The 13,863-nt window shown below is 69.9% G+C and carries 10 protein-coding genes and 1 pseudogene; 4 read left to right on the top strand and 7 right to left on the bottom strand.

The window, feature by feature from the left end; genetic code table 11:
• The 3 genes and pseudogenes from QHF85_RS42400 to QHF85_RS42390 all read right to left on the bottom strand — a co-directional run.
• Positions 1–216 (bottom strand): annotated as a pseudogene (locus tag QHF85_RS42400) (hypothetical protein); the annotation flags it as partial.
• A gap of 38 nt (positions 217–254) precedes the next feature.
• Positions 255–1,004, bottom strand: a complete 750-nt coding sequence (locus QHF85_RS42395) for a hypothetical protein (protein ID WP_281333164.1) — start codon at positions 1,002–1,004, stop codon at positions 255–257.
• Positions 1,005–1,100: 96 nt separating this feature from the next.
• Positions 1,101–2,564, bottom strand: coding sequence for an aspartate aminotransferase family protein (locus QHF85_RS42390; RefSeq protein ID WP_281333163.1), 1,464 nt, complete (start codon positions 2,562–2,564; stop codon positions 1,101–1,103).
• An 88-nt stretch (positions 2,565–2,652) separates the two neighbouring features.
• Here QHF85_RS42390 and QHF85_RS42385 point away from each other — a divergent pair, with 88 nt between their 5' ends.
• A complete protein-coding gene (locus QHF85_RS42385) occupies positions 2,653–3,282 on the top strand; it encodes a phenylalanine--tRNA ligase beta subunit-related protein (protein WP_281333162.1) in 630 nt (209 codons plus the stop codon).
• On the opposite strand, the gene QHF85_RS42380 is transcribed toward QHF85_RS42385, so the two are convergent.
• Positions 3,283–4,530, bottom strand: a complete 1,248-nt coding sequence (locus QHF85_RS42380) for a hypothetical protein (RefSeq protein ID WP_281333161.1) — start codon at positions 4,528–4,530, stop codon at positions 3,283–3,285.
• Between the two features lie 906 nt (positions 4,531–5,436).
• Here QHF85_RS42380 and QHF85_RS42375 point away from each other — a divergent pair.
• A complete protein-coding gene (locus tag QHF85_RS42375; RefSeq protein ID WP_281333160.1) occupies positions 5,437–6,093 on the top strand; it encodes a hypothetical protein in 657 nt (218 codons plus the stop codon).
• 9 nt (positions 6,094–6,102) lie between these two features.
• Here QHF85_RS42375 and QHF85_RS42370 read toward each other — a convergent pair whose 3' ends face one another.
• From QHF85_RS42370 to QHF85_RS42360, 3 genes are read right to left on the bottom strand one after another with little or no spacing between them, the layout of a single operon-like run.
• Positions 6,103–7,338: a PEGA domain-containing protein gene (locus tag QHF85_RS42370; RefSeq protein WP_281333159.1), complete on the bottom strand. Its 1,236-nt coding sequence runs from the start codon at positions 7,336–7,338 to the stop codon at positions 6,103–6,105.
• The gene (locus tag QHF85_RS42365; protein WP_281333158.1) at positions 7,335–10,112 is read right to left on the bottom strand and encodes a VCBS repeat-containing protein; all 2,778 of its coding nucleotides are present in this window, start codon (positions 10,110–10,112) and stop codon (positions 7,335–7,337) included. The genes QHF85_RS42370 and QHF85_RS42365 overlap by 4 nt, the downstream gene beginning before the upstream one ends.
• On the bottom strand, positions 10,093–11,784 hold the full coding sequence (locus tag QHF85_RS42360) for a serine/threonine-protein kinase (protein WP_281333157.1): 1,692 nt from the start codon (positions 11,782–11,784) through the stop codon (positions 10,093–10,095). Before QHF85_RS42360 ends, QHF85_RS42365 begins: the two co-directional genes overlap by 20 nt.
• Before the next feature lie 106 nt (positions 11,785–11,890).
• Here QHF85_RS42360 and QHF85_RS42355 point away from each other — a divergent pair, with 106 nt between their 5' ends.
• Together QHF85_RS42355 and QHF85_RS42350 are read left to right on the top strand one after the other, a co-directional pair.
• Positions 11,891–13,111, top strand: a complete 1,221-nt coding sequence (locus tag QHF85_RS42355; RefSeq protein ID WP_281333156.1) for a methyltransferase — start codon at positions 11,891–11,893, stop codon at positions 13,109–13,111.
• A 97-nt stretch (positions 13,112–13,208) separates the two neighbouring features.
• Complete coding sequence (locus QHF85_RS42350; protein ID WP_281333155.1) at positions 13,209–13,811, top strand: CoA pyrophosphatase; 603 nt, start codon at positions 13,209–13,211, stop codon at positions 13,809–13,811.
• Positions 13,812–13,863 lie beyond the last annotated feature (52 nt).

The following is a 13,863-nucleotide window of genomic DNA, read 5'->3' as shown; positions in this document are numbered from 1 at the left end:
GCCGCCTGCGCCGCCCGCTCCGCCCGCGCCGCCTGCGCCGCCTGCGCCGCCCACGCCCCCGGCGCCGCCCATGCCGCCGCCGGCGCTCGACGAGCTCGTCGGAGTCCCGTCGGGAGCGCCGGTCAGGCCGTCGAACGACGAGGTCAGGTAACAAGCGGGGGCGAGGAGGACGCCGGACGCGGCGAGCACGAAGGCGAGCAAATTCTTCGAGGCCATGTCCGAGGATACCCCGGATCCCGGTCCGACATCCACGCCTAGGGCTTGCGAGGAAGCGCGTTCGCCTCGAGCCACGTGAACGCCTCGCCGAACACGCGCTCGGCGTCGCCCATCTGCCCGTGCTTGGCGCCCGGCATTTCGAGGTACGTGGCAGGAATGCCGGCTGACTGTAGCTCCGTCGCGGCCTGCTTCATGCGCGTCGTCACGTCATATTCGCCGCTCACCATGACCGCGCCGCGCACGTGCCGGAGCCGCGCCGCCGAGGGCTCCGTGGGCGCGCCGATCAAGACGAGCCGCGAATACCGCTGAGGCCATTGCTCGGCGAGCCGCTCGCCGAGATACGCGCCCTGCGAGTGGCCCACCAGCACGAGGTCGTCCGCCACGCCGCCGCTCACCTCGAACGCGGCCCGGATGCGAGCGTCGAGTTTGTCGAGGTCAAACGAATGCCTGCGCAGGACGCCGGCGTCGTCGCAGGGCGTGTCGCCCCGGATCGCGAGGATGCCGCCGTGCTCGTTCGCCGCGAACTGGAAGGCCTGCACGTCCCCGACGCCAGCCGAGCACATCCCGTGCAGGAAGAGCATCTTCGGATTCGCGCCGTCCGGGCCGGGCACGGCGAATCCGGGCAGATCGTCGGGGATGTTCAGCGTGTAGACCTCGACCGGGAGCGCGAGGCGCCTCTGCGTGGCGAGGGGGCGAATCGCGGCGTGGGCCTGTTCGTCCCGGCCGCACCCCGAGGCGGCGGCGGCGAGCCACGCGAGGAGCCCGAGACGGCGGAGCGTCGGCTGCATGCTCGCTCCGTGGGGAAAGCGCCCCCTCGCCGCAATCGGGGAACCACGGGTTTCACGGGCGGATCGCTTTTCGGTGTTTCCAGCCGCGACGGGGGATCAGCGTCCGTCCACGCGGGTCTGGAAGAGGCCGTTCATGTATTCGACGAGCAGCCGCTCGCGCAGCGGGGGCGGCAGGTGGTCGAGGACCTCGCTCACCGCGGCCATACGATCGGGCAAATTCGCGCCGGCCACGCCCGTCGCCGCCATGGCCTCGCGCAGGATGCCGCCGAGCACCGCGGGATCGAGCTTCGTGAGGTCGAGCGACGCGAGCGCGCCGCGCAGCGCCGAGAGATCCCCGCCGGGCGGCGGGAGCGTCCGGGCGATCGCCACGCATTCGCGGAGGTCGCGGAGCAGCTCGTCGGCGAGCCCGAGCGCCTTCGGGTTGAGTGAGAGGTGAATGTTTGCTTTCGACGAACCAAAGCCGAGCTGCGGCTGGACGAACCAGCCGCGGGCCTTCATCTCGTCGATGACGTGAAAGACGCTGACCTCGTCGGAGGTGAACGCGACGAGGTTCATCTCGGGCCGCGCGAGGAGGCGGAGGCCCGGGATCTCCTCGATCCCGTCCGCGATCTTGCGCGTCGCGGCCAGCATGCTCCGCGCGATTTCGAGGTAGCCCGCGTCGCCGAAGTGGTGGAGCACGGCCCAGCAGGCCGCGAGCGGCCCGGCCGATTTCGTGCTCTGCACGGTCGAGTTGACCACGGTGTAGCCCGTCCAGCCCGCGCAGGCATAGAACTGGTGGCGCCGGAGATCCTTCGTCTTGTGGAGGATCACGGACGCGCCCTTCGCGGCGAAGGCGTACTTGTGAAAGTCCATGGAGATGCTGGTGACGCCCGGCACCTGGAAATCGAAATCGGGGACGGGCGCGCCGAGTCGCCGGAAGTACGGCAGGAGAAACCCGCCGATGCACGCGTCGACATGCAAAAGGAGGTTCTTTTCGAGCGCGAGCGCGCCGAGCTCGCGGATCGGATCCACGACGCCGTGCGCGTAGGAGACGGCCGATCCGACGAGCAGGACCGTGCTCGGGCCGATGGCCTCGCGCATGGCCGCGACGTCGGCCTTGAACGTCGCGCGATCGACGGGCACCGTGACGAGCTTCACGTCGAGGTAATGGGCGGCCTTGTGAAACGCGGCGTGCGCCGTCTCGGGGACGAGGATCTCGGGCTCGCGAATGCCGCGCGCCTCGCGGGCGTGATCACGCGCCGTCTTCACCGCGAGCAGGATGCTCTCGGTGCCGCCGCTCGTGAACGAGCCCGCGACCTCGTCGTCGCCGCCGAGGTGCGCGGCGGCCATGGAGACGACGTCGTTTTCGAGCACGAGCGTGCTCGGAAAGACCGTGGGATCGAGCGCGTTTTCGCCGAGGTACATGGTGTACGCGCGGTGAATGACCGCCTCGGCCTCGGGCCCGGCGTCGTAGACGTACGCGAAGGTGCGGCCGTCGCGCCAGGGCATGTCGTGGGCGCGGAATGCGGAGAGGTGTTCGAACAGCTCGTCCCTTCCGAGACCCTTCGCGGGAATCCTCATCGTGCCTCCTCGGTCGTTTTCAGCGCCATGAGGCACGCGGCGGCCCCCTCGTGTCAAGCGGGCCGCGCCGGGCTAGGATGCGCCTCCCATGCTGACGATCGATCCGCACCCGCTGCTCGAGGCCGCCGCTTTCACGACCACGTTTCCCGCGCCGCTCGGCGAGATCGCGGTGCCCGCGAGCGTCCGCGCGCTGCTCACGCCGGGCGCGACGGCGCCGCTCTCGGCCGACGAGGCGGTCCGTTCAGCCGTTCGTGATCTCCTGCGGCACGGCGGGTACAAGCCGACGGGCCGGGGAAAACCATCGTCCGAGTACCTCGTCCGCGCGGTGACCGAGGGCGCGCTCGGATCGATCAACGCGGCCGTCGACACGTGCAACGCCGTCTCGCTGCACAGCGGCCTGCCCATCAGCGTGATCGACCTCGACCGCGCGACGCCGCCGCTCCGCCTCGGGATCGCGAAGCCGGGCGAGAAATACGTCTTCAATGCCTCGGGGCAGGAGATCGATCTCGCCGGGCTGCTTTGCCTGTTCGACGCGGAGGGGCCGTCGGCGAACGGGGTGAAGGACGCGCAGCGCACGAAGACACACGCGGGGACGCGGCGCACGTTCAGCGTCCTCTGGGGTACGCGCGCGCTCCCGGGCCGCGCGCGGGAGGCCGCGCAATGGTATCGACGATTGCTGGAGGAGGCGGGGGCGACCGTGGACGTCGTGGCGGAGTGATCAGCGAGGCGTCTCGCTGGCCGGGATCCAGAATCCGCCGCTTTCGTCGGGCAAGGCGAACACCGATTTCGGCAGCACGTTCGTCCAGCCGGCGATCGTCTCCAGCACGAGGAGCTCGGCCCCTGCTTCGATCACGCCGATCGGCCGCTCTTTTTCGTCGCGCCGGGAGCGGATCGGGATGTCCTTCGAGGCGCGGGCGACGCGGGGCGGCGGATCCATGACGAGCTGGGCGCCCGCGACGCTCGTCTCGGGGGGAATGTATTGATCCCACCTCTCGCCCTTGGGTAAGGCGGTGAGATCGGAGGCGCGCATCCACCCGTCGATCGCGAGATCGGCGCGGAGCTTTCCGTGGACGAACCCTCCGCTCGTCTCGGTGCTCCAGAAGAGCTTGACGTCGGCGACGTTCATGCGGAGGGTGTAGACGACGTTGCCGGCGGGGCCGTCGAGGATGTCGATGTTTTGATCCTTGGCGAGGTAGCCGCGCCCATTGCCGGGCACCTCCACGGGCACGGGCGTGCCGCGCTGCAAGGCGAGCGCGTCGCAAGGCGCGCTGACGGTGGCGTTCTGGCCATTCGTGCCGAAAATGGGCATCTCGACCGTGACGAACCCGAGCTTCGCCCCGGTGATCTTGAGCTTCTGCGCGGTCGCGATCCACACGTTGCCCGAGACGATGGGGATGTCGCGGCCGCTCCAGACCGGAAGGGCGTTCGTCGCGACGTACCCTTCGAGGCGGAAGGAAGGCTCATTCGCGCGCGTGACGATCTTCGAGCGCTGAATGGCCGGATCCGGCGGGACCTCGCTCATCGACATCGGGACGTAGCCGCCCTGGAAGCTCGCAATGACCCGGCCGCCCTGGGGCGCGTCGTAAAGCAAGGTGCCCTTCGCGAGCGGGGACGTGCCTTTGATGACGCAGCTCGGCCCCGTGACGCCAATCGTCGCGGGAGGCGGCGGAGGCGGGGGCGGCGGAGGCGGAGGCGGGGGCGGCGGCGGGGGCGGGGGCGGCGGCGGAGGCGGCGGAGGCGGCGGCGGCTTGTTCGCCGTCGGCTTCGTCGTGGGCTCCGACGTGGCCTTCGTGGTGCCCTCGGGCCGCGCATCCTCGAAGGTGCCATCGGTCGGCTGCCATTGCCCCGTCCGCGGCTCGGTCGGGGTGCAAGCGACGGAGAGGCCGAGCGTGACGCAGGCCGCGGCGAGGACGGCGGCGGCGACCGACGAGCGCGCGAGACCCGGGCGGCGAGGGCAGGGAACCATGGGGCGTACCTATAACACGTTCCGGGCGGAGCTTGCGTATCTCCAGCCGCTCCGCGCCGGGGCGTCCGTCCGCGGCAGGCGTTGGCGCCTCGCTGGGGCTTTGCCCCAGGCCCCACCGGGGCTGTCCGCCCCTGGACGCGGGGCCTGCGCAAGCGCTGGACTCGTGGTCGATGAACTGCGCAATGCGCAGTTCATCGAACGGGCCGAGGCAAGACCACGAACGACCCTGTCAACCAAGACAGCAGCGCTGACGTTTCAATCAGCAACGCGGTACCACCGGCCTGTGGGAAGAACTGCGCATTGCGCAGTTCTTCGCCCTGCGGTCCAGCGCTTGCCGTACCAAGAGGGGGCGGACAGCTTGAAAAACTTTCCCTGCATCGACTGCGCTTCGCGCAGTTCTTCCCCCCTGAGATCCAGGGCTTGCCCTGCAAAGAGGGGGCGGACAGCTTGAAAAACTTTCCCCGCATCGACTGCGCTTCGCGCAGTTCTTCCCCCCTGAGATCCAGGGCTTGCCCTGCAAAGAGGGGGCGGACAGCTTAAAAAACTTTCCCTGCATCGACTGCGCTTCGCGCAGTTCTTCCCCCTGAGATCCAGGGCTTGCCCTGCAAAGAGGGGGCGGACAGCTTAAAAAACTTTCCCCGCATCGACTGCGCTTCGCGCAGTCGATGCCCAGAGGTCCAGGGCTGGCCCTGGTTCGGGTCGAGGGGCGAATAGCCCCCGCGGGGTCCGGGGCAGCGCCCCGGCGCGGCGGCTCATTCGCCTTCCTCCCGCCCCCACCTGAAGGACGGGCGCAGCCCGGGACGATCCGGCTCGCGTCCGTCGGAGAACAGCCACGCGGACCGCCACGTGCTTGACGCCTCGGGCTGGCCGCCTTTAGTTTGGCCAATGAGGTTCCTCCTGCGATCATTGGGTCTCCTCCTGGGTTTCGCCTCGCTCACGTCGGCCACGGCCGCCTCGGCGCGTCCATTCCGGGTGAACGACATCCCGAACGGCAGCAAATACGGCTGCTTGAACTGCCACGGCGACACGAAGGCCAGCTACAATACGGATTTCGGCAGCGACGCGCGCCTGCATCTCGTGGGGGCGGTGCCGGTGCAGCAGCAAAATGTGGACTGGGGGCCGCTCTGCCCCCTCGATTCGGATCAGGACGGCTGGACGAACGGGCAAGAGCTCGGCGACCCCAATTGCACCTGGACGAAGGGCGACGCGGATCCGAAGGGGTTCGTGTACAACCCGGGAAACTTCGATCTCCATCCGCCGCCCGTCTGCGGGAGCGGCAAGCTCGAAGCCGGCGAGGCGTGCGACGGCAAGCTCTTCCTCGTGAGTGATTGCGAGGAGGCGGGGGCGGGCGAAGGTACGCTCGCGTGCACGAAGGATTGCAAGCTCGATTATTCGAAATGCAGCGAGCCGCCCGGCTCCATGCCCGACTTCGGCGGGGACGGGACCGCGGCCCAGCCCGCGAATTGCGCCGCGGCGCCGGGATCGACCGGGAGCCTCGACGGAATGGGCGCGGTGATCGGGCTGGTCGTCGCGGCGGCGGTGATGCGGCGGAGACGGCGGTAGGCGGGCGAATCAGAATCGCGCGCCGAACGAGAGGCCGAGGGCGCCGGGGCCGACGGTGGGCACGACGGCGATCTCGCGCAGGCGCGAGGGGGCCGGGCCTTTGGGCTTCTTGTCGTCCTTCTTGCGCGGGGGGGCGAGCCGGGGTTCGTCGAAGTAATACAACAAGAAGGCGAGGGCCCCCATGCCCGCGGCCACGTTGAGAGATACGGTCGCGACGTTGCGAAACGTCGTTTGCGCGTCCCGATAATCGAGGTAGTCTCCGAGCTCGTCCTTGGTGATCCAGCCATTGCGGCGCCGGTCGTTGATTTTGACCGCCTCTTCGCCGGCCCTCGCGGCGAGGAAGGCCATGACGCCGCCGCCGACGATGCTGGTCGCGGCCCCGCCGATGAGGACGAACGAGGTGATTCGCTGCCGCGTGCGGTCCAGCGTGGCCTTCACGTCCTCCGACTTGCCGCGCCCGAGGTCGAGCTCCGTGGTGAACGTGTTGAAGCCGTTCAGGCTCACGCTGAGGGTCCGGACGCCCGCCTCGATCTGGAGCGGCGCCTGGAGAGGCAAGGCGCCCTTGGGCAAACCGTCCACCGTGACCGAGGCGCCCGCCGGGCCCGTGATCGAGATGAGGGCCGGCATTTCACGCAAGGGCACGTCGAGCGCCGTCATCTGGCCTTGCTTGGCAGGGACCTCGCGCTCCTCGGGGAAATACCCGGGCGCCTGCACCAGGACCTTGTGTTTGCCCGGCGTGACGTCGATGGCCTCGAGCGGCCGCGGCGGGCCGCCGTCGATCGAGATTGTCGCCTCCTCGACCTGCGTCGTGATGGAGATCTGGGTCGAGGGCGCCTCTTCGGGCGCGGGCGTGCTCTGCACCTCGGCGGGGAGGCGCGAGAGGATCGCCTCGATGTCCTTGATGGCCGCGTCGGCCTCGCCGCGGCGCTTGCCCGTCGTGTCCGTGGCCAGATACCGGCGATAATAATCGACGGCCTGGCGCAGGTTCTGCGGTTTGCCGTCGTTGCCGTATTGCTTGCGGTAGGCCTGCGCGATGGAGAAGAGGAGGCCGGGGCGCGTCGTCAGCGCGTGGGCCTGCTCGAAGGCGCGGACGGCGTTCGCGTAATTGCCCTTCTCGTACTCGCGCGCGCCGGTCTCGAAATAGGCGCGTGCCTCGGGGGAATCGACGTCGGAAGGGCCTGCGACCGAGGGCGTCGCCCCCGCGGAGAGCGCGAGCGCCACGAGCGCTGCGAAGAAACGCCTCATCGGGCGGCCTCCTTGCCGAGGAAGAGGAGCAGCCTCGGGCCCTCGGCGACGAGCAGATCGTCGACGCCGTCGCTGTTCGCGTCGATCGCGAGCAAGGCCTGGCCGCTCGGGAACGGGGGGAAAGGATCGTCCGCCGGGAGGTTGAACAGGCGGCGCCCCGCCGCGTCCTTGCTCAGGTAGAGCACGTAGAGCCCTCGCTGCGTGAGGATGACGAGCTCTTTGGCCGCGTCCCCCTGGATGTTCGGGAATGCGATATCGACGATCCCCTCGATTTCCTCGCTGGAGGTATTGTTGTCCTCGGACGTGTCGGGCTGTTCGAGGAGCGTCTGGGGGATCTCGACGATGGTCCGTCGCTGCTCGTCGAGCGTCTCGGTGTCCGGGCCGTCGTTCCAGTAGATGGCGACCGCGCTCCGGGGCCGCGCCTCGTCGTCCGGGCCCACCGTGTTCACCAGGAGGACGACGTCGCGCCGCCCATTGCCATCGACATCGACGACGACCGCCGGCGCGCCGAACGGATCGGGGTTTGGCAGGACGAGGTCTTCGGTCACGCTCGGTATCTCGTAGAGCTTGGGAGAATCCTCGAAGCCCGTCTTCGGGTCGTAATCGGCGACCCAGAGGCCGCGACCCCCGGTCGAAGCCTTGAGGAAGACCCCGAGTGCGTCGTGATCCTCGCTGTAATTCACCGGCGCGAGCAGCATGTTGCCCTTGTCCGTGTCGAGCGAGTCGAGGACACGCAGGGACGAGCCGTCCTGATGGCACCCCGCGAGCCAGACCTCGCTGTTCGTCCCTGCCACGATGGTCGCCCGGGGCCCGGATGCGGGTTCTCCCGGGCCCCCTTGCGCGTCGCAGGCTTCGACGCCGAAGTGGGACACGACGATCTGCGTGGGCCCCAGGGCCGTGGTCGGCGCCGTGTCTTCCGGCGCGCCCGCCGACGTGCCCTTGATGGTCAGCGGCGCGAGGAGCCGTCGCCCGACGTTGCCTTCGACGATCGTGAAATGCTTGTCCGGCACGCTCGGCGGGGCCGGCATGCCCGGCATGTTCTGCATGCCCGACCCGGCCGAGGAGAGGACCACGAGATCGTCGAGCAAATCGGGGGCGCCGACGGCGTTTTTCCCTTTCAGGCGGCCCGCGGCGATGTGCTCGAGGTCCGGAAAAACGCCGAGGGAGAGGGGGGCGTCGGGCGCGGCGAGCGGGCGGCCGAAGAGGATGAGGAGCTCGCTCGCAGGCGTGGCCGTTGGTTCGCCGGCCGGAGGCGGCGGAGCATACCGGAGCACGACGTCGTCCACGGAATCTCCGTCGAAATCGCCGAGGGCGAGCTCGCCGACGAACTCTTCCACGGGGATGGTGAACGTGTTGAGCTCGCCCCCTTCGACGGTGCTCCAGACGTCGAGGAGCGTCTGCCCCGCGCGCGCCGCGAGGACGTCCGGGAGCCCGTTGCCATTGAAATCGCCGATGACGACGTGCGCCCAGGTCGCGCCGAATGCATCGCAGCTCTTCGAGGTCCCCGTGGAGTACGGATTGTAGAGGATGCCGCGCGCGTCGACGACGTCGAGCGCTCCATTGCCGTCGAGGTCACCGACCGCGAGTGGTGGCCCGGCGAGGACGCGGCCTCCGCAATTGCTCGCCTCCACGACGAGCGGCGAAAGGGGGCCATCGCCCGGGTCCACGGCCTCCGTGAACGTGCCACTGCCGTCATTCGCGAGGAGGTGGAGACGTTCATCGTCCACCTGGTCCGCGGTCCCGATGAGCAGGTCGTCGTCGCCGTCGGCGTCCGCGTTCGCGAAGAACGCTCCCGCCCAGGCGGAGCCGCCGAGGGGCAGCGGTATCGAGGTGTGCGTCGGATCTTCCGCGAGCTTGCCGGATGCGCCGCAGGAAAGGAGGACCACCTGCGCGGGCGTCGATGCGAGCTCGAAGGCGACGACAGGGCATTTCGAGCCGCTCTTCGTGTTTTCCGACACGGCGACGGCGCCGACCAGGGCCCCCGGAAAAACCAGCTCCTGCATCCCGCCGACCTTCTTGGGGACGGGCGTGGCGTTGCCGTCGACGGCAATCGTCTCCAGGTGGGTTTGTCCCTCCTTCGTGACGAACACGAGCAGCGTGTTTTCTTGGTCGATTCGGCCGATCGGGACGAGCCGCGTGGTTTCGCCCCCCAGGTTGCCCGTAGGATAACTCCTCGGCTGCAGCGTGCGGCTATCCTGACCCGACAGGACGCCGAGCGCGTCGCCGAGGTTCAGGACGAGATCCGAGGTGCCGTCCCCGTCGATATCGCCGATCCCGGGCAAACGACGCTCGTTTGGCACCGTGATCGATCGGTCGATGAGGCCGTTCGTCTCGAAAAACAAGATGTCGAGCGAGCTGTCGCCGAGGGCCACGGCGTCCTGCCGGCCGTCACCGTCGAAATCGCCGGACATCAAGCGCCGCACGCCGCCGCCCGCGATCGAGAGCGGCGGCGCCGACAGGCTGCCGGGCTTGCGGCACGTGCCGTCGAGCCCGCAGCCGAAGCCGGCCGGGCACACCACGGTCGGATCGTCGGCGAGGTTGCAGATGTAGCGGCACGTGGCGCCGCAGAGGTTCTTGGGCTCGGTCGCGACCGCGTCGGCGCTCAGGACCAGGTTTCCGTCGCAATCCTCGCCCTGTTCGAGGACGCGGTTGCCGCAGACGTTCTCGTCGACGTTTTCGAGGCTCTGGCAGCTCGAGACCGCCACGGCCCCGAGGAACGCCGCGAGGCCGACGAGCGCCGCGCGACGCCGGAAGCTAGTACTCGAGTTCCCCACGATTCTTCACCGTCTTCGCCGTCCCGCTCGTCCGCGGCTGGGAGGTCGCTTTTTCCTTCTCCAGCGTGATCGGGATCAGGATGCTGTGATTGGGCTCGACGGAGACCGTTTTCGATTGATGGCCCTTCGCCGAGAAGGTGAGCTCGACCGGCGCATCCCCACGCGGGATCTTGAGGGGGCCGGGCGCGACGCCGAGCTTGCGCTCGCCGAGGTGCACCTCGACGTTCTCCGGCGTCGCTTGCACACGGAGCTCGATTTCGAGCGTCTCGTCCGGCACGACCGTGGGCTCGGGCGCGGCCGTTTTCTCCGGAGCGAGCGCGGGGAGCGTCGGCGTCGGCGGCGGAGGCGGCGGGTGCGCGGCCACGGCGTCCGGCCCGCCCCGCGAGGCATAAAGCGTCGCCACGACGATCCCCGCGACGAAGAGGGCCGCGCCGAGGGCGACGAAGAGGACGCTCGAGCGGCGGCTCGGCATGGCGTCCGGCGTCGACCGGAGCGTGGCCTTCGGCTGTTCGCCCGAGGGAGAGCTCGTCGTTGCCGGCGCCGCGTCCGGCTGCATCATCGTCGTCGCCTGCCCGAAGACGGCTTGCTGCGCGGGCGTCAGGCCCGCCGGCGTGTCGACGCGCGGGAGTTTTTCGCTGGAGCGCGTGGCGACGGAGGGCACCTCGATCCCGGCCGCGCGCGCGGCGTCCACGACCGCGTCGATCGCGGCCGTCACCGAGGCCGGGCGCTCGGCCGGATCCTTCGCGAGCATCCGGAGCACGGGCGCGTCGAGGGCCGATCCGAGGTCCGGACAAACCGACGACATCGCCGGCGGGGGCGACTGGACCTGCTGCATGAGCACGTCCATCACGTCGTCGCCGAGGAACGGCGGCTGGCCCGTGAGCACGGCGTGGGTCATCACGCCGAACGAATAGATGTCCGTCCGGTGATCGACCTGCTTGCCGCGGCATTGCTCGGGCGACATGTAGAGCGGCGTGCCCATGGGCGTGCCGGTGCGCGTCTTGTGGCTCTGCGATTCGCCGAGGAGCTTGGCGATGCCGAAATCGAGCAGCTTCGGGAAGACCGAGCGGTCCTCGTCGAAGACCAGGTAGACGTTCTCCGGCTTGAGATCGCGGTGCGCGATGCCGGCCGCGTGCGCGGCGTCGAGGGCGCGGGCGATCTGCCGCAGGATGGGCAATGCCTCGGAGGGGCGGAGCCGGCCGCGTTCGCGCAGGTATGCTTCGAGGGTCATGCCCTCGAGCAGCTCCATGATGTAATACTGCCGCCCGTCTTCGAGCTTGCCGAACGAGAAGATGTCGATGATGCCGCGGTGGCGGATCTGGTTGACCGCGCGGGCCTCGGCGACGAACCGCGAGACCATCACCGGGTTGTGCGAGTATTGCGGGTTCAGGACCTTGATCGCCGCGGATTTGCCGATGACCGGGTGGACCGCGGCGTACACCGCGCCGAACCCGCCCTCGCCGATCTTGCGCTCGATGCGGTATTCCCCGACGGCCCGGCCGGGCTCGAGCTCGAGCGCTGCGGCCTGGGGGTCTGGGGGCGAAGCTTGGCCTGCCCAAGCGGAGCCCCCAGCGCCAGACACCGCGTCGTCCGGAACGAGAGTCGTGCCGTCGGAGGGGCAGGCGGCGAGGTCGCCCGAGTAGGTGGCAAGGCAAGTAGGACAGGTGGCCATGCGGCGCTCGGCGGCAGCCTACACCACGCCGGGGCGCGAGTAGAAGCCCGAAGGCACGAAACGTACACCTTGACAGGAGGCATGTGGGGACGTTCGCTTCGCCGGCATGGAAGCGGCGCCCCGGTTCGTCTCGGAGAGCCTCGCGCGGGCGCTCGCGCTCGTCGTGCCGGCGCTCGACATCCTGCGCGGGAGGCCGGAATCCAGGGAGCCGCCCGACTTTTGCGAGGTGCGTGGCTACACGGCGTTTCTCGGCGCTCTCTCCGACGACGAGCTCGCCCGCTGCGAGGCCGAGGGGCTCGCGGCGCGCTTGCCCGCGCTCGCGGGGGCGCCGCCGTCGCTCGTGGAGCTCGGGCGCGCGGCGCTCGACGTGTCGGCGCTGCCCGAGCGGCTCGCCGCGACGCCGGGGACGCGGCTCGATCGGCCCCGTTCGGTCTCGGAGCGCAAGACGCGGCAGCTCGAAGCGCTGCTCGACGCGGTCGAGCCCATGGCGCGGAGGGCGCGTCGAATCGTGGACATCGGCGCGGGGCGAGGGCACTTCACGCGCCTCGCGGCCGAGATGTTCGACCGCGACGCGGTGGGGATCGAGCGCGAGCCGCGGCGCGTGGAGGCGGCTTCGCTGCTCGGTCGAGGCACGCGCGCGCGGTTCGTCGTGCTCGACGCGCTCCGCGATCCGATCGTGCTCTCGCCCGACGATCTCGCGGTGGGGCTGCACGCGTGTGGCTCGCTCGGCGATCGGTTGGTGCTCGAAGCATCGAGGGCGCCGTGCGACGTGGCGCTCGTGTCGTGTTGTCTGCAAAAGATCGATGGGCCGGCGCGCGAGCCGCTCTCGGCCGCGGCGCGGGCGGCGGGGCTCGTGCTCCCGCGCGAGGCGCTCGGGCTTTCGAACCTGACGACGCGGCTCGTGGGCGTGGAGGCGGACCTCGCGGAGATGCTCTCCGCGCGGGAACACCGGCACGCGCTCGGTCGGCTCTTGCGGGCGCGGGGCGTCGCGATCGCGCCGGGCGAGGAGATGCGAGGCATCAACCGGCGGCGGGCGCGCGAAGGGCTCGCCGCGCTCGCGGCGCGGGCGCTCGCGCTCCGCGGGCTCGCGCCGGCGACCGAGGCGGAGATCCGGGAGCACGAGGCGCAAGGGGCGAGCGAGTTCGGCCGGATCCGCCGATGGACGCTGCCGCGCGCGATGCTCGCGCGACCGCTCGAGATCGCGGTCGTGCTCGACCGCGCGGCGGCGCTCGAAGAGCGAGGGTATACGGCGCGGGTCGCGGAGGTGTTCGAGGCGGAGGCGACGCCGAGAAACCTCGCGATTCTCGGGGAGGCGCCGCGGGGATAGAAAACGTGTTTTCCCGAGGGCAAACGGGGGCTCGAAGCGTCCCGCCCCCTCCCTTGACGCCACCCGCGCGCGCCGCTAGCCCTGGGAGGGAAGCGCCGTGTCCACCTCGTACGATCTCGCCGCCATCGCCGCTCGTCTTGCCGTCCTCGATCTCGTGTCCGAGGCCGCCACGACGGAGCGACAAGCGGCCGTCGCGGCGATCCTGCGCGCGCCGCGGGACGGGCATGAAGCCGAGGTCCTCCTGATTCGCCGCTCCGAGCGCCAGGGAGATCCGTGGTCGGGGCAGATGGCGTTTCCGGGGGGGCGACGGGAGCCGGCGGATCCGAGCCTCTATTACACGGCCTTGCGCGAGACGGAGGAGGAAATCGGGCTCGATCTCGCCCAGCACGGCCGCTTTTTGGCGCGGCTCGCGGACATCCCCGCCGTGGCGCGGGCGCGGCGCGTCGGAATGACCATCACGCCGTTCGTGTTCGCCCTCGACGAGCGTGATCCGCCGCCGTTTTCGTTGAGCGCCGAGGTGGCCGAGGTGGTATGGGCTCCGATCGGCCCGATGGCGCGCGGCCAGGTCGCGGCGCGGTATGCCTATCATCACGAGGGAAACGTGCTCGACATGCCGGCCTTCGACGTCGAGGAGCGAATCGTGTGGGGATTGACGTACCGTATGCTCGAAATGCTCTTCGAGGCCCTCCACGAGCGCTGAGCCCGACGGGGCTTGACACGCGGCTGCCATTCTGATGCCGTACGCGCCTTCC

The sequence above is a fragment of the Polyangium sp. 6x1 genome (assembly GCF_029946515.1).
In the GTDB taxonomy this organism is placed as follows: Bacteria; Myxococcota_A; Polyangia; order Polyangiales; family Polyangiaceae; genus Polyangium.
The sequence above is the reverse complement of the archived record's forward strand: the minus strand, read 5'-3'. Positions and strand labels throughout refer to the sequence as shown.